The sequence below is a fragment of the Pseudomonas sp. genome, from assembly GCF_036387035.1.
Lineage (GTDB): Bacteria > Pseudomonadota > Gammaproteobacteria > Pseudomonadales > Pseudomonadaceae > Aquipseudomonas.
The window spans coordinates 38,246-58,932 of the sequence record NZ_DASVUM010000068.1; the positions used below are offsets into that span (position 1 = coordinate 38,246).

The 20,687-nt window shown below is 58.1% G+C and carries 21 protein-coding genes; 16 read left to right on the plus strand and 5 right to left on the minus strand.

Going from position 1 to position 20,687, the window contains the following annotated elements:
- Positions 1–213 precede the first annotated feature (213 nt).
- The 6 genes from tkt to fba all read left to right on the plus strand — a co-directional run bounded on the left by tkt (position 214) and on the right by fba (position 6,444).
- The gene (tkt, locus tag VF672_RS06080) at positions 214–2,211 is read left to right on the plus strand and encodes a transketolase (protein ID WP_331102515.1); all 1,998 of its coding nucleotides are present in this window, start codon (positions 214–216) and stop codon (positions 2,209–2,211) included.
- Positions 2,212–2,343: 132 nt separating this feature from the next.
- The gene (gene epd, locus VF672_RS06085) at positions 2,344–3,393 is read left to right on the plus strand and encodes an erythrose-4-phosphate dehydrogenase (RefSeq protein WP_331102517.1); all 1,050 of its coding nucleotides are present in this window, start codon (positions 2,344–2,346) and stop codon (positions 3,391–3,393) included.
- Positions 3,394–3,409: 16 nt separating this feature from the next.
- A complete protein-coding gene (locus VF672_RS06090; RefSeq protein ID WP_331102519.1) occupies positions 3,410–4,573 on the plus strand; it encodes a phosphoglycerate kinase in 1,164 nt (387 codons plus the stop codon).
- Between the two features lie 24 nt (positions 4,574–4,597).
- Positions 4,598–4,825, plus strand: coding sequence for a hypothetical protein (locus VF672_RS06095; protein WP_331102521.1), 228 nt, complete (start codon positions 4,598–4,600; stop codon positions 4,823–4,825).
- Between the two features lie 110 nt (positions 4,826–4,935).
- Complete coding sequence (locus VF672_RS06100; protein WP_331102523.1) at positions 4,936–5,259, plus strand: MliC family protein; 324 nt, start codon at positions 4,936–4,938, stop codon at positions 5,257–5,259.
- Positions 5,260–5,379: 120 nt separating this feature from the next.
- The gene (gene fba / locus VF672_RS06105) at positions 5,380–6,444 is read left to right on the plus strand and encodes a class II fructose-bisphosphate aldolase (RefSeq protein WP_331102525.1); all 1,065 of its coding nucleotides are present in this window, start codon (positions 5,380–5,382) and stop codon (positions 6,442–6,444) included.
- A gap of 76 nt (positions 6,445–6,520) precedes the next feature.
- Here fba and VF672_RS06110 read toward each other — a convergent pair whose 3' ends face one another.
- The 3 genes from VF672_RS06110 to VF672_RS06120 all read right to left on the minus strand — a co-directional run bounded on the left by VF672_RS06110 (position 6,521) and on the right by VF672_RS06120 (position 9,065).
- Entirely contained in the window at positions 6,521–6,994 is a 474-nt protein-coding gene (locus VF672_RS06110; protein ID WP_331102527.1) for a thioesterase family protein, read from the minus strand.
- A 147-nt stretch (positions 6,995–7,141) separates the two neighbouring features.
- Positions 7,142–8,107 carry an L-carnitine dehydrogenase gene (locus VF672_RS06115; RefSeq protein WP_331102529.1) on the minus strand — a complete coding sequence of 322 codons (966 nt, stop codon included), beginning with the start codon at positions 8,105–8,107 and terminating at the stop codon, positions 7,142–7,144.
- A gap of 70 nt (positions 8,108–8,177) precedes the next feature.
- Entirely contained in the window at positions 8,178–9,065 is an 888-nt protein-coding gene (locus tag VF672_RS06120; RefSeq protein ID WP_331102531.1) for a 3-keto-5-aminohexanoate cleavage protein, read from the minus strand.
- A gap of 229 nt (positions 9,066–9,294) precedes the next feature.
- On the opposite strand from VF672_RS06120, the gene VF672_RS06125 reads away from it, so the two are divergent.
- The 3 genes from VF672_RS06125 (at position 9,295) to VF672_RS06135 (ending at position 13,052) form a co-directional block, all read left to right on the plus strand.
- Positions 9,295–10,251, plus strand: a complete 957-nt coding sequence (locus VF672_RS06125) for a GlxA family transcriptional regulator (protein ID WP_331102533.1) — start codon at positions 9,295–9,297, stop codon at positions 10,249–10,251.
- A 67-nt stretch (positions 10,252–10,318) separates the two neighbouring features.
- Positions 10,319–11,494, plus strand: a complete 1,176-nt coding sequence (locus VF672_RS06130) for a hypothetical protein (RefSeq protein WP_331102535.1) — start codon at positions 10,319–10,321, stop codon at positions 11,492–11,494.
- Between the two features lie 184 nt (positions 11,495–11,678).
- A complete protein-coding gene (locus tag VF672_RS06135; protein ID WP_331102537.1) occupies positions 11,679–13,052 on the plus strand; it encodes a B12-binding domain-containing radical SAM protein in 1,374 nt (457 codons plus the stop codon).
- A gap of 47 nt (positions 13,053–13,099) precedes the next feature.
- Here the strand turns inward: VF672_RS06135 and VF672_RS06140 are convergent, their stop codons facing one another.
- Positions 13,100–13,519 (minus strand): DUF3010 family protein, encoded by a 420-nt coding sequence (locus VF672_RS06140; RefSeq protein ID WP_331102539.1) that lies wholly within the window; start codon positions 13,517–13,519, stop codon positions 13,100–13,102.
- A gap of 47 nt (positions 13,520–13,566) precedes the next feature.
- Positions 13,567–13,971 carry a lysozyme inhibitor LprI family protein gene (locus tag VF672_RS06145; RefSeq protein ID WP_331102541.1) on the minus strand — a complete coding sequence of 135 codons (405 nt, stop codon included), beginning with the start codon at positions 13,969–13,971 and terminating at the stop codon, positions 13,567–13,569.
- Positions 13,972–14,306: 335 nt separating this feature from the next.
- On the opposite strand from VF672_RS06145, the gene VF672_RS06150 reads away from it, so the two are divergent.
- The 7 genes from VF672_RS06150 to dgcA all read left to right on the plus strand — a co-directional run bounded on the left by VF672_RS06150 (position 14,307) and on the right by dgcA (position 20,641).
- Positions 14,307–14,795, plus strand: a complete 489-nt coding sequence (locus VF672_RS06150) for a type VI secretion system tube protein Hcp (RefSeq protein ID WP_331102543.1) — start codon at positions 14,307–14,309, stop codon at positions 14,793–14,795.
- 9 nt (positions 14,796–14,804) lie between these two features.
- Positions 14,805–15,764 (plus strand): hypothetical protein, encoded by a 960-nt coding sequence (locus VF672_RS06155; protein WP_074886729.1) that lies wholly within the window; start codon positions 14,805–14,807, stop codon positions 15,762–15,764.
- Entirely contained in the window at positions 15,761–16,138 is a 378-nt protein-coding gene (locus VF672_RS06160; RefSeq protein WP_331102546.1) for a hypothetical protein, read from the plus strand. Before VF672_RS06155 ends, VF672_RS06160 begins: the two co-directional genes overlap by 4 nt.
- A gap of 390 nt (positions 16,139–16,528) precedes the next feature.
- Positions 16,529–16,756 (plus strand): hypothetical protein, encoded by a 228-nt coding sequence (locus VF672_RS06165; protein ID WP_331102548.1) that lies wholly within the window; start codon positions 16,529–16,531, stop codon positions 16,754–16,756.
- Positions 16,757–16,966: 210 nt separating this feature from the next.
- Positions 16,967–17,944, plus strand: coding sequence for a dipeptidase (locus tag VF672_RS06170; protein ID WP_074886739.1), 978 nt, complete (start codon positions 16,967–16,969; stop codon positions 17,942–17,944).
- 90 nt (positions 17,945–18,034) lie between these two features.
- A complete protein-coding gene (locus tag VF672_RS06175; RefSeq protein WP_331102551.1) occupies positions 18,035–18,565 on the plus strand; it encodes a DUF5943 domain-containing protein in 531 nt (176 codons plus the stop codon).
- A gap of 15 nt (positions 18,566–18,580) precedes the next feature.
- Positions 18,581–20,641 carry a dimethylglycine demethylation protein DgcA gene (gene dgcA, locus VF672_RS06180; RefSeq protein WP_331102553.1) on the plus strand — a complete coding sequence of 687 codons (2,061 nt, stop codon included), beginning with the start codon at positions 18,581–18,583 and terminating at the stop codon, positions 20,639–20,641.
- The last annotated feature ends 46 nt before the right edge of the window (positions 20,642–20,687 follow it).

Consider the following 20,687-nt stretch of genomic DNA (forward strand, 5'->3'; position numbering starts at 1 on the left):
ATCAAAAAGTTTTGATATTGCACGATCAGTGGCGGCACGCTGGCGCCGTGATTCTGCCGTTTGCCATGGTGTGTTGGCTGCGGGGTACGAAAACGCGCCAGCGCAGCAGGAAAAAGCCGATGGCGCGTGATCTGTCATTGCCCCCGGAGGGAGCCTGAGGGAAAATGGCCGCCTTTTTCCGGTCCCACTTCTTTCTGCCCCAGGAGATCAGCGATGCCAAGCCGTCGTGAGCGAGCCAATGCCATTCGTGCCCTCAGCATGGATGCCGTGCAAAAGGCCAACAGCGGCCATCCCGGTGCCCCGATGGGCATGGCGGATATCGCAGAAGTCCTTTGGCGCGATTATCTGAAGCACAACCCGACCAATCCGATGTTTGCTGACCGTGACCGGTTCATCCTGTCCAACGGCCACGGCTCGATGCTGATCTACTCGCTGCTGCACCTGACCGGTTACGACCTGTCGATCGACGACCTGAAGAACTTCCGTCAACTGCACAGCCGCACGCCGGGTCACCCGGAATACGGTTACACCCCAGGCGTTGAAACCACCACCGGGCCGCTGGGTCAGGGTTTCGCCAACGCCGTTGGCTTTGCTGTCGCCGAGAAGACCCTCGCGGCACAGTTCAACCGTCCAGGCCATGACATCGTCAACCACCATACCTACGTGTTCATGGGTGATGGCTGCATGATGGAAGGCATCTCCCACGAAGTCGCTTCGCTGGCCGGTACCCTGCGCTTGAACAAGCTGGTCGCGTTCTATGACGACAACGGGATCTCCATCGACGGCGAAGTCGAAGGCTGGTTCACCGATGACACCCCGAAGCGTTTCGAGTCCTACGGCTGGCTGGTCATCCGCAACGTCGACGGTCATGACGCCGACGAGATCAAGACCGCCATCGACACCGCGCACAAGAGCAACAAGCCGACGCTGATCTGCTGCAAGACCACCATCGGTTTCGGTTCGCCGAACAAGCAGGGCAAGGAAGATTGCCACGGCGCTCCCCTGGGCACTGAAGAAATTGCCTTGACCCGTGCTGCACTGAAATGGACCCATGGCCCGTTCGAAATCCCGGCTGATATCTACAGCGAATGGAACGCCAAGGAAAAAGGCCTGGCCGTTGAAGCCGAGTGGGATCAGCGCTTCGCTGCCTACTCCGCTGCCTTCCCGACCGAAGCCAACGAACTGATCCGCCGCATGAGCGGTGAGTTGCCTGCCGACTTCGCTGAAAAATCCGCCGCGTACGTGGCTGAAGTCAACGCCAAGGGCGAAACCATCGCCAGCCGCAAGGCCAGCCAGAATGCATTGAGCGCCTTCGGTCCACTGCTGCCTGAGTTCCTCGGCGGCTCGGCTGACCTGGCAGGTTCCAACCTGACCATCTGGAAAGGCTGCCGCAGCATCACCGGCGACGACGCCTCCGGCAACTACTTGCACTACGGCGTTCGTGAGTTCGGCATGGGCGCGATCATGAACGGTATCGCCCTGCACGGTGGTTTTGTGCCCTACGGCGCCACCTTCCTGATCTTCATGGAATACGCCCGCAACGCGGTGCGCATGTCCTCGCTGATGAAGAAGCGCATTATCTATGTCTTCACCCACGATTCCATCGGTCTGGGGGAAGACGGCCCGACTCACCAGCCGATCGAGCAACTGACCAGCCTGCGCACCACGCCAAATCTGGACTGCTGGCGCCCGGCGGATGCCGTTGAATCTGCCATTGCCTGGAAACACGCCATTGAACGTGACGATGGCCCGTCGGCGCTGATCTTCTCTCGTCAGAACCTGCAACATCAGGCGCGTGACGCCGAGCAGCTGGAAAACATCAACCGCGGTGGTTATGTGCTGCGCGACTGCAGCGGCGAGCCGGATCTGATCCTGATCGCCACCGGTTCCGAAGTCGGCCTGGCTGTTCAGGCATTCGACAAGCTGACCGCAGACGGCAAGAACGTGCGTGTGGTGTCCATGCCCTGCACCAGCGTCTTCGAAACTCAGAGTGCCGAGTACAAGCAGTCGGTTCTGCCGCTGGAAGTCAGCGCGCGTATCGCCATCGAAGCCGCTCATGCGGACTACTGGTACAAATACGTCGGCCTGGAAGGTCGCGTGATCGGCATGACCACGTTCGGTGAGTCGGCACCCGCCAACCTGCTGTTCGAAGAGTTCGGCTTCACGCTGGAGAACGTCCTGTCCACGGCTGAAGAACTGCTCGAAGACTAAAAGCAACGCGTTGCCGTGTAGGGGCGCGCTTGCCCGCGAAAGTATTCTGTCACTGGCCTGAGTCAGGGCCGCAGAGTGCAATCGCGGGCAAGCGCGCTCTTACGGGTTTTGATGAATGCCTGCGAGAACACCATGCCTCAGCCACGCCCTTATAAAGTCGCTCTCAATGGTTATGGTCGTATCGGCCGCTGCGTGCTGCGCGCGCTGTGCGAGCGAGGTGCGAAGGCGGGCTTTGAAGTGGTGGCAATCAACGACCTGGCCGACATGGCCAGCCTCGAATACCTGACGCGGTTTGACTCCACACATGGCCGGTTCCCCGGCGAAGTGCGGGTCGATGGCGATTTTCTGCACATCAATGATCACGTCATCAAAGTGTTTCGCAGCGCGACGCCGGAAGGCATCGACTGGGGCTTGCTTGACGTGGATCTGGTGCTGGAATGTTCCGGCGTTTACAACACACGTGTCGATGGCGAACGTTTTCTGTCTGCCCGGGCGCCGCGTGTATTGTTCTCCCAGCCCATGGCCAGCGAAGCCGACGTTGATGCAACCATCGTCTACGGCATCAATCAGGAGCACCTGACGGGCAATGAGCGGCTGGTGTCTGCCGCCTCGTGTACGACCAATTGCAGCGTGCCGTTGCTCGACCTGCTAAACCGCGAGCTGGGTCTCGAATACGTGAACATCACCACGATTCACTCGGCGATGAACGATCAGCCGGTAATCGACGCCTATCATCATGAAGACCTGCGCCGCACGCGGTCGGCGTTTCAGTCGATCATCCCGGTGTCCACTGGTCTGGCGCGTGGCATCGAGCGTTTGCTTCCGGAACTTGCGGGCCGAATTCAGGCCAAAGCAGTTCGTGTGCCGACGGTGAATGTCTCGTGCCTGGACATCACGCTGCAGGTTGCGCGTGATACCGATGCCGGCGAGATCAACCGCATTCTGCGCGAGGCCGCCACCCATGGTCCGCTGAAGGGCTTGCTGGCATATACCGAGTTGCCGCATGCCAGTTGCGATTTTAACCACGACCCGCACTCGGCCATCATCGACGCGAGTCAGACGCGAGTCTCGGGTCCTAGGCTGGTGAGCATTCTGGCCTGGTTCGACAACGAGTGGGGTTTTGCCAATCGCATGCTGGACGTCGCTGATCACTACCTGCACACCATCCATAAACAACAGTAAAAACAGGGAACGCTCCATGACCGTGTTGAAGATGACCGATCTTGATCTGCAAGGTAAGCGTGTACTGATCCGCGAGGACCTCAACGTTCCGGTCAAAGACGGCGTAGTGACCAGCGATGCTCGCATTGTTGCATCGCTGCCGACCATCAAACTGGCGCTGGAGAAGGGCGCAGCCGTGATGGTCTGTTCGCACCTGGGTCGTCCGACCGAGGGCGAGTATTCCGCCGAAAACAGCCTCAAGCCGGTCGCTGACTACTTGAGCAAGGCGCTCGGGCGTGAAGTGCCGCTGGTTGCAGAATACCTGGACGGCGTCGACGTCAAAGCCGGCGAAATCGTGCTGTTCGAGAACGTGCGCTTTAACAAGGGCGAGAAAAAGAATGCTGACGAGCTGGCACAGAAATATGCCGCTCTGTGTGATGTGTTCGTAATGGACGCCTTCGGCACAGCCCACCGTGCCGAAGGCTCGACCCACGGCGTGGCCAAATTCGCCAAGGTTGCTGCTGCCGGTCCGCTGCTGGCCGCAGAGCTGGATGCGCTGGGCAAGGCCCTGGGCAATCCGGCCCAGCCAATGGCCGCCATCGTGGCCGGCTCCAAAGTCTCCACCAAGCTGGACGTGCTCAACAGCCTGAGTCAGAAGTGCAATCAGCTGATCGTCGGCGGCGGCATTGCCAATACCTTCCTCGCTGCGGCAGGCCATCCGGTTGGCAAGTCCCTCTACGAGCCGGATCTGCTTGAAACTGCCAAAGCCATCGCCGCCAAGGTCAGCGTACCGTTGCCGGTCGATGTGGTGGTTGCCAAGCAATTCGCCGCCGATGCCGAAGCGACGGTCAAACTGATCGCTGACGTGGCCGACGACGACATGATTCTCGACATCGGTCCTCAAACGGCCGCTCATTTCGCCGAACTGCTGAAATCTTCCAAGACTATTCTCTGGAACGGCCCGGTCGGTGTGTTCGAGTTCGACCAGTTCGGCGAGGGCACCAAGACGCTGGCCAAGGCAATCGCAGAAAGCTCGGCCTTCTCGATCGCCGGTGGCGGCGACACGTTGGCCGCCATCGATAAATACGATGTAGGCGACAAGATTTCCTACATCTCCACCGGCGGCGGCGCGTTCCTCGAGTTTGTCGAGGGCAAGGTTCTGCCTGCCGTAGAAGTTCTGGAGCAACGCGCCAAGTCCTGACCGGGCGAGGTGAAGGGGAGTGAAATGGTCAAGCCATTACCGCTGTTGATCATGGCGGGTCTGCTGGTCGGCTGTGCAAGCAAGCCTGAGGCACAGACGCCGTCCAGCACGGCGCCAGGGTTGCTTCAGCTCAGCTGCTATCAGGCGGGCTGGCAGGCGGAAACCGTACCGATCGTTTACAAGCGTGGCGGGCCTGAAGTCTGGGAAAAATACGAATTCATGCCAGCCGTGGGACCAGTCCCCTGTCACTGACATCCAGTTGACCACTGAGTATCAGCTGGCGGTGTGCCGGAACATAGGAACAGCATTGCCCCTGCCATGGTCGACATACGTCAGGCGGCGCAGGGGATTCAGGAGTAGTAATGAAAGGCTTGTTAGCCCTTGCGACACTGATGCTGCTGGGCGGTTGCGCCAGCATGAAAGCATCGGAACCGGCAGCGCCCTGGACCCACTGGGTCTGCGACAGCAAAGCCGAGATTTTCTGGAAATACGCCGATGCCGCGAAGAAAGAGGTCGATGTACGCCTCAATCAAAGCGAGCAGGTGTTCCGTCTGCAAGCATCGCCCGGAGCCTCCGGCGCGCTTTACAGCAACGGTGTGCTGGCGTTCGACAACAAAGGCAGCGAAGGCCTGGTCTACTGGGACGCTACCAACGATTTAATCGGTCGTGGCTGCAAGGCCCCGTAAGGGATCAAGCGGTTCGATCGAGGCAACACCGGGCGGCGAGCAAGCTATCCGCCCCTATAATTTGAATAGCCGTCACTACGGCACGCACGATTAACGACCCCACCGGGAGAGAGACAGACAATGGCACTTATCAGCATGCGCCAGATGTTGGACCACGCAGCAGAGTTCGGCTACGGCGTCCCCGCATTCAACGTGAACAACCTGGAACAAATGCGCGCCATTATGGAAGCGGCCGACAAGACCGATTCTCCGGTGATCGTTCAGGCTTCGGCCGGTGCGCGCAAGTACGCTGGCGCTCCGTTCCTGCGCCACCTGATTCTCGCGGCAATCGAAGAATTCCCGCACATCCCGGTAGTCATGCACCAGGATCACGGCACCAGCCCGGCCATCTGCCAACGCTCCATCCAGTTGGGCTTCAGCTCAGTGATGATGGACGGTTCGCTGCGCGAAGACGGCAAGAGCCCCGCTGACTACGACTACAACGTTCGCGTCACTCAGGAAACCGTCGCCATGGCCCATGCCTGCGGTGTTTCGGTTGAGGGTGAGCTGGGTGTTCTGGGCTCGCTGGAAACCGGTATGGCCGGTGAAGAAGACGGCGTCGGCGCAGAAGGCATGCTGGATCACAGCCAGATGCTGACCGATCCGGAAGAAGCGGCCGATTTCGTCAAAAGAACGCAGGTCGACGCACTGGCCATTGCCATCGGCACCAGCCACGGCGCCTACAAGTTCACCAAGCCGCCTACCGGCGACATCCTGGCAATCGAGCGGATCAAAGAGATCCACAAGCGTATTCCGAACACTCACCTGGTGATGCACGGCTCTTCTTCCGTTCCGCAGGAATGGCTGAAAATCATCAACGAGTTCGGCGGCGACATCAAAGAAACCTACGGCGTGCCGGTCGAAGAGATCGTCGAAGGCATCAAGCATGGCGTGCGCAAGGTCAACATCGACACTGACCTGCGTCTGGCGTCCACCGGTGCCATCCGCGAGTTCATGGCGAAGAACCCGAGCGAGTTCGACCCGCGTAAATACCTGGCGAAGACCGTATCGGCCATGCGCGACGTGTGTATCGCCCGTTACGAAGCGTTCGGCACCGCTGGCAACGCCTCCAAGATCAAGCCGATCTCCCTGGAGAAGATGTTCGAGCGTTATGCCAAAGGCGAGTTGAACGCCAAGGTTAATTGATCGATTTTTGATCGATTTGCCGAAATGAAGAAGCCCGCAGCGATGCGGGCTTTTTTGTGTCTGTTATCCGCGAATGCTATTTCGGCAGTCCGATGACTCTCCCGACATAGGACGGCATCGGCTGGTCATGTTGGGCTTCGCTCAGTAGTCGCAATGCCTGCAACGACGCTTCGCTAAACGGCGCTGATTTCGGCCCAGCCGCCAGATCTACGTGCAGCAGCATCTGCTCGCTCGCTGCCAACTCAAGGCCTCCATCTGCTTTGTACAGCCCGTGATAGAGGTGCACGCGCTTGCGATCGTGTCCGACGATCTGCGAACGCACCTCCACCGTCTCCCCAAGCTTCACTTCATGCAGGAAGTTGATGTGGGCCTCGAGCGTGAACAGCGAATGGCCGCTTGCGTCCCGATCATCACTGGCGAGGCCGATACGGTCCATGAACGCGTCTGTGGCGAAGCTGAAGATCAGCAAATAGAACGCGTCGCGCAGATGGCCGTTGTAGTCGACCCAATCGGCGAGGACCGGGGTTTTATAGGTAATGAGCGCAGGCATAGGATTCCCCAGGCTGAAATCTTGGTGAGCTGGACGGGCCCATTCGCGAGCAAGCTCGATCCCACAGGTCTTGGCTGGACGAAGAAGAGTATTTCCCCTGCAGGAATGCGCTGGTCCAAACTAGGCCCGGTTTTGGCGATGTGAAGCTCAATCCCCAAACGCCATCCCATGTTTGGCCTTGGTGGTTTTTACCGCTTCAAGCACTGCCAGCAGGCAATCATCGCGATACCGCTCCAAAGCCGCGATGCTGTGGCTGCCCAACTGATCGGAGGTGCCGTCGACCACGTCGTCGATCAGCTTGTCGGTCAGCGCGGGCGCCGGAAGATAGGTCCACGGCAGCTGCAGCGCCGGTCCAAACTGCGCCATGAAGTGGCGCATGCCTGCATCGCCGCCGGCCAGGGTGTAGGTCAGAAAAGTACCCATGAATGACCACCGCAGGCCGGCACCGAAACGGATGGCGTCGTCGATTTCGCCGGTGGTCGCAACGCCATCATTCACCAGGTGCAGCGCCTCACGCCACAATGCCTCGAGCAAGCGATCTGCAATAAAACCCGGGACCTCTTTGCGCACGTGCAGCGGGCGCATGCCAAGCGATTCATAAACTTGGATCGCCGCCTGCACCGCTTCCGGCGCCGTGTTTTTTCCACCGACCACTTCCACCAGGGGCAACAGATAAACCGGGTTGAACGGATGGCCCACCACACAGCGTTCCGGGTGCGTGGCGCTCTCGTAAAACTCTGACGGCAGCAGGCCGGAAGTGCTGGAACCTATGATCGCGTCACGCTTGGCGGCCGCGCTGATTTTGCTGTGAAGATCGAGTTTGAGGTCCAGTCGTTCCGGGGCGCTTTCCTGAATGAAGTCGGCGTCGCGGACGCATTCTTCGATGGTGTCGACGAAGCGCAAGCGCTCTTGAGAGGCGCCTGCCGCCAGGCCCTTCTGTTCAAGCGTTGGCCAGGCGTTGGCGACACGCTTGCGCAAAGCTGCTTCTGCTCCAGGGGCGGGGTCCCATGCCAAGACATCCAGGCCATGAGCGAGCGCGCGCGCCACCCAGCCGCTGCCGATGACACCGCTGCCCAAGGCCGCGAAGGTTCTGATGGTGGTGATAAAGGTCATATCGGTGCTCGAATGATTTGTGAATGGTTCGGCGGGACGAGGCGGGACGAGGCAGGACGTGGACACGGGCTCAAAACCGCTTTGTCAGCCCCATTTTCACGCGCCCCTCGGCGGGGGTCAGAACGCGAGCGCCCAAGCGGCTGAGGATTTCGCTGGCGCGTTCGACCAGTGCGCCATTGCTGGCGAGTACACCTTTGTCGAGCCAGATGTTGTCCTCCAGACCGACCCGCACGTTGCCGCCGAGCAGTACCGCCTGCGCGGCCATGGGCATTTGCATGCGGCCGATGCCGAAAGCAGCCCAGACCGCGTCGGCAGGCAGGTTGTCGACCATGGCTTTCATTGTGGTGGTGTCCGCCGGCGCCCCCCATGGAATGCCCATGCACAGCTGGAACAGAGGATTGTCCAGCAAGCCTTCTTTCATCATCTGCTTGGCGAACCACAGGTGGCCCGTGTCAAAAATCTCCAGTTCGGCTTTTACACCCAGCGCCTGAATACGCTTGGCGCCGGCCCGCAGTTGCGCGGGCGTGGACACATAAATGGTGTCGCCATCGCCAAAGTTGAGGGTGCCGCAGTCCAGCGTGCAGATTTCCGGCAGCAGCGCTTCAACGTGCGCCAGCCGGGTCAGCGGACCGACCAGATCGGTACCGGGGCCGAAGTCGGTCGGCCGCTCGCCCGGGCCGATCTCCAAATCGCCGCCCATGCCGGCGGTCAGGTTGACGATGATGTCGATGTCCGCTTCACGGATGCGATCCATGGTTTCGCGGTACAGCTCAACGTCACGGCTGAACTTGCCTGTTTCGGGGTCGCGCACGTGGCAGTGCACAACCGTCGCACCGGCCTTGGCCGCCTCGACCGCCGCTGCGGCGATCTGTTTGGGCGTGATCGGGACCAGATGGCTCTTACCGGTCGTGTCGCCAGCACCGGTGAGTGCGCAGGTGATGATGACGTCGTGATTCATGGGTGAGGTTCCTTGCAGGCCATGCGGTGACGCAGACATTGCGGTCCGCTTTTGAGGTGCAACGCTACGCAGCGGCGAGCCCCTCAAAACGCACAGCGGCGACAAGGTCTTGCACAGCAGCGACCTGTGCTGTTGCTGCCAATCGGCAAGAGGTGTATTTGATGATCGGGCCCGAGAATCGGGACTGTCTCTGAATACCTCACGCCGAATCCCAAGGAACGCGCCAACGATGTCCCAGGATTTCTACTTTCTACTCATGCCCGGCTTTTCGATGATGGGCTTCGTGTCGGCGCTGGAGCCGTTGCGCGTCGCCAATCGCTTTGGTGGTGAGCTGTTTCGCTGGCACATCCTGAGTGTCGATGGCGGTCCGGTCATTGCCAGCAACGGCATGTCGGTGAACGCTGACGCCGCGCTCGAACCGTTGAAAAAAGGCGCGACACTTTGGGTCATGGGCAGCGTCGACCCGTTGGAGTTTTACACAGGGGTACTGGAACACTGGCTGCGTCGTCTGGATCGGGAAGGCGTGACGCTGGGTGCAATCGACACCGGCAGCTTCGTGCTCGCGCAGGCCGGTCTGCTGGACGGCTATCGCCTGACCCTGCACTGGGAAGCGCTGGATGCATTCAAGGAAACCTATCCCCGGTTACAAGCGACGCAGGAATTGTTCGAGATCGACCGGCGCCGCATCACCTCGGCCGGCGGCACGGCGTCTATCGATATGATGCTCGACCTGATCGGGCAGGCGCATGGGCCGGACATGGCGATCAAGGTTTCCGAGCAGTTCGTACTCGGGCGCATACGCCAACGCAAAGACCACCAGCGCATGCAGATCGCGACCCGCTATGGAATCAACAACAAAAAACTGGTGCAGGTCATCGGCGTCATGGAGCTCAACACCGAGCCGCCGCTGAGCACGTTGGCGCTGGCCGAAGGCATTCAAGTAACGCGACGTCAGCTGGAGAGGCTGTTTCGCTTGCACCTTAACGACACGCCGAGCAATTTCTACCTCGGCCTGCGCCTGGAAAAAGCCAGGCAACTGCTGCGTCAGAGCCACATGAGCGTGCTGGAAGTCAGCATCGCCTGCGGGTTTGAGTCGCCGTCCTATTTCACCCGCAGTTACAGGGCGAAATTTGTTGTGTGCCCGAGGGAGGACAGGGGGCGCATACGCGAGGTGAAGGCTGTTTGACTCCTGATTATTGTCAATTATACTCACGACCATAAATTATGGTTTCTAAGATAATTGGGTATAAATGATGACCAGGCGCAGTGGTTTCGTATTCCGGCGTAGCAGCCTCGCGTCCACCATCGCAGCAGGTTTGACCGGCGAAGGTCTGCACGATTATTCATCAGGGCTGTTCCTCGCGGCGCCACGTCGCACTGGCAAGAGCACCTTCCTGCGCGAGGACTTGGTTCCGCAGTGTCTCGACCAAGGTTGGCTGCCGGTGTACGTTGACCTCTGGGCCGATCGGGAACAGGACCCTGCCGACCTGATTAGCTCAGCAATCGCGGTTGCCCTCGTGCCGTACGAAAAAGGCATTCGCAAGCTCGCCAAATCAGCCGGGATAGATAAGCTCAATTTCCTGCGCACGCTGTCGTGGGATTTCACAAGGCCGCAATTGCCAGTGGGCTCGACGTTAACGCAGGCCTTGCAGTTGTTGCACAGTGCATCGCAGAAGATGATCGTGCTGATCATCGATGAGGCCCAACACGCCTTGACCAGCGAGGCCGGGGTCAACGCGATGTTTGCATTGAAGGCCGCACGGGACGAGCTCAATCAAGGTCATGAGCAAGGCGACGGCGCTTTGCGGCTAGTGTTGACGGGTTCGAACCGAGACAAGCTGGCCCATCTGGTATTGAACAAAAATCAACCGTTCTATGGCTCGAGCATCACACCATTTCCGCTGTTGGGCAAAGACTTCACCAAGGCCTACACAGCCCACCTCAACAGCCACTTGGCGCTCACCAACCAGTTTTCCGCCGCCGATATCGATGCCGCCTTCGAGCTGGTAGGGCGTCGCCCTGAAATGCTGCGCTCGATCATCGGCGATGTGGCGCTTGAGCTGGGAGACGCCGAGAACCTGGGCCAACTGCTGCAGGACAGTGCCCGGTTGCTGCGGGCGGGCGTGTGGGAGGAGTTCGAGAGCGCTTATAACGCCCTGACATTGCCACAGCGCGCTGTGCTGGAAGTGATGGCTGACCGGGGCCGCGATAACCAGCCATTCGCCCCCTTCGCTGATGCGACCTTACTTGCAGTGGGCAAGGCGTTGGAAACGTTGGGCAGCGAAGTGGTGCCTGGTACCCAAACCATTCAAGCGGCGATCGATGCGCTCCGTGGCAAAGAGCTCGTGTGGAAATCCAGCCGCGGCGCATATGCACTGGAGGACAAGGCGCTCGGCGAGTGGCTGCTACAACGAAGGGAGCGCTCATAAGCGCGCTTGAGCGACGCGAGACGGATGTTCCCGTTATTGGTACGCCTGGCTTTATACATCCAATGGCTCCGCTCGCTCCGAATCCACCGTTTTTTTCAACGCACTGTTTATAGACCCCTGTTGGCCCAGGCGATAAATTGCCCCGGCATCGCCAAAGCGGTTTTAACAACAGGGAAGTTATCACGTGAATCGTGTGTTGATAGTGTCTGCGGGAATGGAAAACCCCAAGAAAAGAAACAGCATCATTGCTCGGCGTCAGCAGTATCTGAATTACGGAGCGCTGACGCTTGCGACCCTTCTCCATAACGCCGGCCATGAGACATCGCTTGCACATGGCGGGCACGTTAGCCCGGAAGTGTTTGCGCAGTCTTTGTTTGAAGATGGACGTCTGCGCGTTGTCGGACCTCTATTGTTGTCCATTCCAAGTTTTTACGCGCTCGCCTGGTCGCAGCGTTTCACTGACCGTGTGAAGAAACTGCTGCCGTCGAAAAAGATAATTGTTGGCGGGCGTTGGGTGGTGGATTCCGATCCGGCCTGGATCCGTTCGAAGTTGCCGTCTGTGGACACTTTCATACATGGCTTGGTAGGGAACGAGATCACCCGTCTCGTCAGCCAGCCTGATGCGATTCACGTACACGACTTGAACAGCAGGTCCGTGCCCGACTTCAATCTTCATCATCCACTGGTCGACTACTTCACCGAATTTCAGCCCAGTATCGAGGCATCAAGAGGATGCGGGAGGGGATGCCATTTCTGCGCAGAACGAAACATCGCGCTGACCCGCCTGAAGGATCCCGACGTGCTCGCGTCGCACATGCGCGAAGTCATGGAACAATACGGTGACGAAGGCATTCGGCCCTATATTCAGTCGTCTTTCTTTGCCCCCAATCGCAAGTGGGCTGACGATCTTGCGACCGAAGTCGGGAAAGCACAGCTCAAGGTAAATTGGCGATGCGAGACACGCGTCGATGCAATGAAAGTCCAGACCGTCGCATCGCTCGCCGCCGCCGGGCTCAAGGTCATCGATCTGGGAATGGAGGCCGCATGCGCGACCCAACTGCTCGCCATGGGCAAAACCGAGGACCCGGATAAATATCTCAGATCCGCGTCAGACCTCATCAACGCCTGTCGAGATAACGGCGTCTGGGTAAAACTGAATATTTTGATCTATGCCGGCGAGACGCTGCGTACGCACGAAGAGACCTTGCGCTGGATGGACGATCACGCGACCGCCATCAAGGGCGTATCCGTTGGGCCGGTGGTTATATTTGGCTCACCCGACGCGTCCGCTGTCTTCAGCCGTGAGGTGCAGCAGATGGGCGCTAGACTCGTCGATCCCCAGAGTGCAGAGCGAACCGGTATCACCCATGTCCACCCAGGCCCGCAGATCTCTGCGGCAGACGCCGAAGCACTCAGCCTTCAGGCGTCACGCCGGTTCATGACAAAGCAGGACTACTTCGACCTCAAGTCCTTTTCGTATTACCCCAGGCAGTACGGGCGGCAAGACTTTGAAAACGATCTGATTGACTGCGATCCGGGTTGTTTACCCTTCCGTTGATTCACAGGCAAAGAGTCGTCTCAATGCAGCAACCGCCAGGGAGGCGACTATTTCGCCTTCATCAACGCCGAACACGCTGCCTTGTAGGCCTCGTGCTGATATTTGTTCAGCGCTGGCGGCAGCTCAAAGCTGTGCTTTTTCATCTGCGCATTGAGGGTCTGGGGCGACAGCAGGATGACTTCGCAGTCCTCTAACAGCTGGAAAATAGTCTCGATTTTGAACGTCGTCGGCCCGCCGGCGAACTCGCCTTTCTTGCTGCGCTTTTTGATTGCGATATGGCCGATGCCGTTGTCACGCACAAATGCCTCGATCTGGCGCGCGAACGCCTTCACGTTGCCTGCCTCGTCGTCGTCTTCAAGGGCAATTTTCTTGGTCGGCAGAGGGACGTGTTCGAGCGCGCCGGATGCGCGGCTGGCGACAGCGAAGATGGCCTCGCTGCCTTTGATTTCTACACCGCAGATGTTCATGTGCATACCTTGAGCTCGGGAAGGGCGTCAGGGTAGCGCATTAACGGTTATTCAGACTGCGCGACGGTATCCAGGTATTCCGATCGTTCGTCGCTGGCGCGGGTCAGGCAGTCGTTCTGGTCGATGTTGAATTCTTTAGTGCCGGGCTTGGCCGGAAACACTTCGACGGCGCAGTCAGCGTCGCGCAGTTTTTTCCAGGCTTCCTGGGCCGCCTTGAGTTTGCTGGCGAACTCTTCAGCCTGCGCCTTGTTCGCCCCGAACTGCGTCTGCACGCGCTCAAGCACGTTCTGAACATTCTCTGTCAGCAACTTCTCCGCCGTGTCGCGGCTGTACACCGAGCACTCGAGCGTCTGCTGATCTTCTTCAACGCCGTCGCAAGGGTTAGCGGCCGGACTGGCTGCTGCGTGTGCGCCTGTCGCGAATAAAGCCAAAGCCAGAAACATGGTTTTCATGGGGACTTTCCGAGTCAGAGATGGATGGATTCTCGCCCAAGCGCGGGGCAAAGAACAGGTATCAAATGCGGGGATCGGCCGTACGCTGTGAGCCGGCGTCGCTTGTTGACGGTTTCGACACTTTCCCCGTCGTTATTGCTCGCGGCGCTTGGCCTTTTTGATGCGTCAGGTAGGTAGCTTCGTCGAATGTCCACCAAGTAAAAGAACCGTCCTACGGAAAGGTCTGAATTTCTCCAATAGGGTTTTTGCAGTGAGTTTCTTTGGGTAGGATCCAATCCGTGCTGTTAACCGGCGCTCGGAAACGATAACGATCAAGCAACTCAGGGAGAGAACTCATGGCGCTCGACGCGTTTATCCAATTCGACGGCATCCCGGGCGAGAGCCTCGACGACCAGCACAAGAACTGGATCGAAATCCTCGGCTATAACTTCGGCACCCATCAAAGCGCATCGGCGACGGCCAGTTCAGCGGGCGGTGCTTCGTCAGGCCGAACCACTGTTACCACTTTCAACATCTCCAAATTCCTCGACGCTGCCAGTGCGAAGCTGCTGCAGGCGAGCTGTGCCGGTCAGCACTTTTCAAAAGTGACCATCGCGGTACATCGTGCCGGTGGTGACAAGCTCAAGTATTTCGAAATCGTGCTTGAGGAAGTGATTATCTCCGACTACGCCCAAAGCGCGAGCGACGGCGTGCCCCGCGAAGTGGTGCAGCTCGATTACGGGCGTATCAAAACCAACTACGTTCAGCAGCGTCGAAGCGATGGTGGTGGGGGCGGCAACGTGACGGGTGGCTGGGACCGTATCAAAAACACGATTTACGCGTGAGGGTCGTCTATGTCGCGGCCTTACAGCTTCATCAATGATCAGATGCAGACCTATTTTTCTATCAAGGCAAAACTGCCCTTGGGGCGCCGCGCGGCCGATAAATTCGATGTGCTTAATGCCCACATCCGGAATTCCACCGTAGCGGCGGGAGAAATCGTCATCGTCCCCGATGATTCAACCTCCGCGTGCACGTCTGAAGAAGCCGAACTCATGAGGCTTGCTACGATGACCCATCAGGGCCTCATCGATAACGACGCAGGAGGCGACGACTTCATCGTGGCCAACCACGAACTCATCACGCGGCTACTTGGCAATACCTCCATCGGTATCGGAATGGCTGCTGACGCTTGGGAAAAGCATCTGGAGCAGATCAAGACCACGCTCGACAGCATCGATGCCCTGCATAAGCAACACATGGCCTCGGGAACCCTGATCGAACGAAATCTGTTCTATACCAAACGCCGCCAGCTTTTCGACAAACTCGAAAAGCTGCTGAAAGGCTTTCTTAGTCTGGGAGCAGGACTGCGGAACACAGGCTCAATCCGGCGAATGCTGGGGATCTCAACTAAAAGCTACCTGCACACTGGCGAGATCAGACACTACGCCGAAAAAACGAGCGGCGTTGCCAAAGCGGCGAAGCTAATAAAAAGAGGAGCTTATGTGGGGATAGTTCTCGATACAGCTTCGACGGCGGTTGATATCAAGACGGCTTGCTCGACGGGCCGGGAGGATGAGTGTACGAAGGCGAAGTATGTTGAGGGGAGTAAGCTGGTTGGTAATTTGGGGGGCGCTGCGGCCGGCGCGGGAGTGGCTACTGTGATTTGCGTTACCGGGTTGGGGCTTACAACAGGTCCGGGTGCACTCGCCTGCGGTGTCATCACTGCTGGGATATTGGGTTGGTTGGGGGGCGAGATAGGAGGTAAGGGAGGCGAGATGACGGGCGAGTTACTCTATGAGGTCTCTCAATGAAAGATATCGTACCTGGCCTAGTTGCAACTTCGATAATGATCCCTGGAATCCTGAACTTATTGGTGCTGCTATTCATCACCTGGTGGGTAAGGGACGAGGTGGACAGCCGTCTTTCTCGATGTTCCATAATTGTAGATATCAAGGCCACTTTTGGTGGCTTGGGATTTATCGGAGATGTCTATAGGGTAGGCACTGTGGCGTGTGTCTTAATTTTCCCTAAGCTGTTCCTCAAGCGAGGAGTCATTGATGTCCGGCAGATAGTGGACTTTCCAAAAAAATGGAAACTATTGATCGTGGTGCCGTTTTTTCTAAATATCATTTTTTTTACGGCCATGTTGGTGTTTCGTGCCTGGCTCTACTTTTATGATTTCTAACGACTTCATATGCTTTGAAGAATATCTCCATTGGCACCGAAATAGCAGCCGACGCTGGTGAGAGCTATTTTCAAAGGGTGGCATCATCAATGTAAGCATGTAAGCATGTAAGCATGTAAGCATGTAAGTATTTTGGTTGTATTTGCAGGGTGCGTGAAGATATTGACATCTGACAGCTTTTTTGTGATCGGCCCGGAGGTCATTATGATAATCAGAAGCGGACACTATCGTCATGGTGGCGCCATTCATTCTGCGGATCATGACTTTATCGTTTTGACGATGAGTATCCTTTTCGTAGTCACTCTGTTGTATACGGTGTTGATAACGTTGTATCTGCGAAACAAGATCAATAGATCACTGGATAACTGTTTAGCGGTTACGGACTCTAGCTTGTTCCAGATCGGAACCGGGTTTCTAGGAGATATCAGAAAGTTAGCCATCGTCAGCGCGATGTTCCTTCGGCCCCAAATGTTTCTGAAACTGGACGCCATCGACTTGGAGCAGGTCAATACATTCCCAAAAAAATTCAAATACATGATGTTGGCTCAGGTGGCTCTGGTCACATTGACGACGTTAATCACCCTCGTTTTTTTTTTGGCGCATTTTCCCGACTTCTGAATTCCGCCCCAGAGCGATCCTCCCTGCCTGAATGGCTGCGTTCTCGTGAGGACCTGCTGCGTCGTCATGCCTTTGCCCTTTGTCGTTTCTTGACGCTTTCGGCAATTCCCCTGTCGTTTTTGCACCCGGCTCCTCCGACCCTCAGGCATATGCTGACCCCAAAGCGCCGGTAGACCTTCCGGCCATTAAAGAACCCCAGGGGACCGCCTGATGAGCCCAGCCGAATTACACGCCGACAGCATCGTCATTGACGGGTTGATCATTGCCAAATGGAACCGTGAGCTGTTCGAAGACATGCGCAAAGGTGGCCTGACCATGGCCAACTGCACGGTCTCGGTGTGGGAAGGTTTTCAGCAGACCGTCAACAGCATCGCGTCGAGCCAGAAACTGATTCGTGAAAACAGCGACCTGGTGATCCAGGTGCGCAACACGGCAGATATCCGCAAAGCCAAGGAGCTGGGCAAGACCGGCATCCTGTTCGGCTTCCAGAATGCCCATGCCTACGAAGACCAGATCGGCTACGTCGAGATCTTCAAGCAGCTTGGCGTCGGCATCGTGCAGATGTGCTACAACACCCAGAATCTGGTGGGCACTGGCTGCTACGAGCGCGACGGCGGTTTGTCGGGTTTCGGTCGTGAAATCGTGGCGGAGATGAACCGCGTTGGCGTCATGTGCGACTTGTCGCATGTCGGCTCGAAGACCTCCGAAGAAGTCATCCTCGAATCGAAGAAGCCGGTGACGTATTCCCACTGCCTGCCTTCGGGTCTCAAAGAGCACCCTCGCAACAAGTCCGACGCCGAACTGAAGTTCATTGCCGATCACGGCGGGTTTGTCGGCGTGACCATGTTTGCGCCGTTTCTGGCCAAGGGCATTGATTCGACCATCGACGATTACGCCGAAGCCATCGAGTACGTAATGAACATCGTCGGCGAAGACGCCATCGGTATCGGCACTGACTTCACCCAGGGCCATGGCCAGGAGTTCTTCGAGTACCTGACCCACGACAAAGGCTACGCCCGCCGCCTGACCAACTTCGGCAAGATCATCAACCCGCTGGGCATCCGCACCGTCGGCGAGTTTCCGAACCTCACTGAAACCCTGCTCAAACGCGGCCATTCCGAGCGCGTAGTGCGCAAGATCATGGGCGAAAATTGGGTACGCATCCTGGGCGACGTCTGGGGCGAATAAGCCTCGGGACTTTCGCGCCACACGTTGAATTTTTCCCTCTCCCCCTCGCGGAGAGGGCATCCACTCGAATTTTTTCGGAGTTAAGTTTCCATGGCCAAGATCGCCCCGCAATTGCCAATCGAAGTCGACAGCGAGACCGGTGTCTGGACCTCCGATGCCCTGCCGATGCTGTATGTGCCACGTCATTTCTTCGTTAACAACCACATGGGCATCGAAGAAGTACTGGGCGCCGAAGCCTACGCCGACATCCTTTATAAAGCCGGTTACAAGTCGGCCTGGCACTGGTGCGAGAAAGAAGCCGAATGCCATGGCATCGAAGGCGTCGCCGTGTTTGAGCACTACATGAATCGCCTGTCCCAGCGCGGCTGGGGCTTGTTCAAGATTCAGGACATTGATCTGGAAAACGGCACTGCCAGCATCAAGCTCGAGCACTCCTGTTTCGTTTACGTCTACGGCAAGGTCGGGCGCAAGGTCGATTACATGTTTACCGGCTGGTTTGCGGGCGCAATGGACCAGATTCTCGCCCCCAAAGGCAGCTCCGTTCGCACCGTGGCCGAGCAGGTCTACAGCGGATCGGAAGAAGGTCACGACGACGGCCTGTTTGTCGTCAAGCCGTTGTAAGTCGAGGTTTCCGTCATGGCTTTCGAAGCGATGTTTCAACCGATTCAGATCGGTAAATTGACCATACGCAACCGCGTATTGAGTACCGCACACGCCGAGGTCTACGCCACCGACGGCGGCATGACTACCGACCGTTACGTGAAGTACTACGAGGAGAAAGCCAAAGGCGGTATCGGTCTGGCCATCTGTGGCGGCTCGTCCAGCGTGGCCATCGACAGCCCGCAGGGTTGGTGGAAATCGGTCAACCTGGCGACCGACAAGATCATTCCGCACTTCCAGAACCTTGCTGACGCCATGCACAAGCACGGCGCCAAGATCATGATCCAGATTACCCACATGGGGCGGCGCTCCCGCTGGGACGGTGACCATTGGCCGACGTTGATGTCGCCCTCGGGTATCCGTGAGCCTGTGCACCGCGCGACCTGCAAGACCATCGAGCCCGAAGAGATCTGGCGCGTTATCGGCAATTACGCCAGTGCCGCAGCACGGGCAAAGGCCGGTGGTCTGGACGGCGTCGAGCTGTCGGCCGTGCATCAGCACATGATCGATCAGTTCTGGAGCCCGCGGGTCAACAAGCGCACCGATGAGTGGGGCGGCAGCTTCGAAAACCGCATGCGTTTCGGGCTGGAAGTGATCAAGGCCGTGCGCAAGGAAGTCGGTCCGGACTTCTGCGTGGGCCTGCGCATCTGCGGTGACGAGTTTCACCCGGATGGCCTCAGCCACGAGGACATGAAAGAGATCGCCAAGTACTACGACCAGACCGGCATGATCGATTTCCTCGGCGTCGTGGGTTCGGGGTGTGATACCCACAACACTCTGGCCAACGTCATCCCGAACATGAGCTACCCGCCGGAGCCGTTCCTGCATCTGGCGGCAGGCATCAAGGAAGTGGTCAAGGCGCCGGTGCTGCACGCGCAGAACATCAAAGACCCGAATCAGGCGACGCGCATTCTCGAAGGCGGTTACGTCGACATGGTCGGCATGACCCGCGCGCACATCGCTGATCCGCACCTGATCACCAAAATCAAAATGGGCCAGGTCGATCAGATCCGTCAGTGCGTCGGCGCCAACTACTGCATCGACCGCCAGTACCAGGGCCTGGACGTGCTGTGTATCCAGAACGCCGCCACCTCACGCGAATACATGGGCGTGCCGCATATCATTGAAAAAACCACCGGCGTGAAGCGCAAAGTGGTGATCGTCGGGGCGGGTCCTGCAGGGATGGAAGCCGCGCGCGTGTCGGCCGAGCGCGGCCACGACGTGACCTTGTTCGAGAAGAAGGAGGCCATTGGCGGGCAAATCACCACGGCGTCAAAAGCGCCCCAACGCGATCAAATTGCCGGCATTACGCGCTGGTATCAGCTGGAGCTGGCGCGCTTGAAAGTCGATTTGCGCCTCGGCACCGCGGCAGACATCGCGACCATCATGGACCTGCGTCCGGACGTGGTGGTGCTGGCCGTCGGTGGCCATCCGTTTGTGGAACAGAACGAACACTGGGGCGCGGCCGAAGGGCTGGTCGTCAGCAGTTGGGACGTGCTCGATGGCAAAGTGGCGCCCGGCAAGAATGTGCTGGTCTACGACACCATCTGCGAATTTACCGGTATGTCAGTCGCGGATTTCCTCGCCGACAAAGGCAGTCAGGTCGAAATCGTCACGGATGACATCAAGCCAGGTGTGGCCATCGGCGGTACGTCGTTCCCGACCTACTACCGCAGCATGTACCCCAAGGAAGTGATCATGACGGGCGACCTGATGCTGGAGAAGGTCTACCGCGAGGGCGACAAGCTGGTGGCTGTGTTGGAAAACGAATACACCGGCGCCAAGGAGGAGCGGGTGATCGATCAGGTGGTGATCGAGAACGGTGTGCGTCCGGACGAAGCACTGTATTACGGCATGAAAGAAGGCTCGCGCAACAAAGGCCAGATCGACATCGACGCCCTGTTCGCGATTCAGCCTCAGCCTTCGTTGAGTCAGCCGGGTGAAGGCTATTTGTTATTCCGCATCGGCGATTGCGTGGCGCAGCGCAATACCCACGCGGCGATCTATGACGCGCTCCGACTGTGCAAGGACTTCTGACAGTGCGCCCCGCAGAAGACGGCGAGATTCTGTAGGAGCCGGCTTG

Bases quoted from the DNA above. Each gene is read 5' to 3' on its own strand.
- VF672_RS06140 (WP_331102539.1), bottom strand. From the start codon at position 13,519: ATGAACATCTGCGGTGTAGAAATCAAAGGCAGCGAGGCCATCTTCGCT.
- VF672_RS06155 (WP_074886729.1), top strand. From the start codon at position 14,805: ATGTCGCGGCCTTACAGCTTCATCAATGATCAGATGCAGACCTATTTT.
- VF672_RS06150 (WP_331102543.1), top strand. From the start codon at position 14,307: ATGGCGCTCGACGCGTTTATCCAATTCGACGGCATCCCGGGCGAGAGC.
- dgcA (WP_331102553.1), top strand. From the start codon at position 18,581: ATGGCTTTCGAAGCGATGTTTCAACCGATTCAGATCGGTAAATTGACC.
- VF672_RS06125 (WP_331102533.1), top strand. From the start codon at position 9,295: ATGTCCCAGGATTTCTACTTTCTACTCATGCCCGGCTTTTCGATGATG.
- epd (WP_331102517.1), top strand. From the start codon at position 2,344: ATGCCTCAGCCACGCCCTTATAAAGTCGCTCTCAATGGTTATGGTCGT.
- VF672_RS06090 (WP_331102519.1), top strand. From the start codon at position 3,410: ATGACCGTGTTGAAGATGACCGATCTTGATCTGCAAGGTAAGCGTGTA.
- VF672_RS06115 (WP_331102529.1), bottom strand. From the start codon at position 8,107: ATGACCTTTATCACCACCATCAGAACCTTCGCGGCCTTGGGCAGCGGT.
- tkt (WP_331102515.1), top strand. From the start codon at position 214: ATGCCAAGCCGTCGTGAGCGAGCCAATGCCATTCGTGCCCTCAGCATG.
- fba (WP_331102525.1), top strand. From the start codon at position 5,380: ATGGCACTTATCAGCATGCGCCAGATGTTGGACCACGCAGCAGAGTTC.
- VF672_RS06120 (WP_331102531.1), bottom strand. From the start codon at position 9,065: ATGAATCACGACGTCATCATCACCTGCGCACTCACCGGTGCTGGCGAC.
- VF672_RS06145 (WP_331102541.1), bottom strand. From the start codon at position 13,971: ATGAAAACCATGTTTCTGGCTTTGGCTTTATTCGCGACAGGCGCACAC.
- VF672_RS06100 (WP_331102523.1), top strand. From the start codon at position 4,936: ATGAAAGGCTTGTTAGCCCTTGCGACACTGATGCTGCTGGGCGGTTGC.
- VF672_RS06095 (WP_331102521.1), top strand. From the start codon at position 4,598: ATGGTCAAGCCATTACCGCTGTTGATCATGGCGGGTCTGCTGGTCGGC.
- VF672_RS06130 (WP_331102535.1), top strand. From the start codon at position 10,319: ATGACCAGGCGCAGTGGTTTCGTATTCCGGCGTAGCAGCCTCGCGTCC.
- VF672_RS06170 (WP_074886739.1), top strand. From the start codon at position 16,967: ATGAGCCCAGCCGAATTACACGCCGACAGCATCGTCATTGACGGGTTG.
- VF672_RS06110 (WP_331102527.1), bottom strand. From the start codon at position 6,994: ATGCCTGCGCTCATTACCTATAAAACCCCGGTCCTCGCCGATTGGGTC.
- VF672_RS06175 (WP_331102551.1), top strand. From the start codon at position 18,035: ATGGCCAAGATCGCCCCGCAATTGCCAATCGAAGTCGACAGCGAGACC.
- VF672_RS06160 (WP_331102546.1), top strand. From the start codon at position 15,761: ATGAAAGATATCGTACCTGGCCTAGTTGCAACTTCGATAATGATCCCT.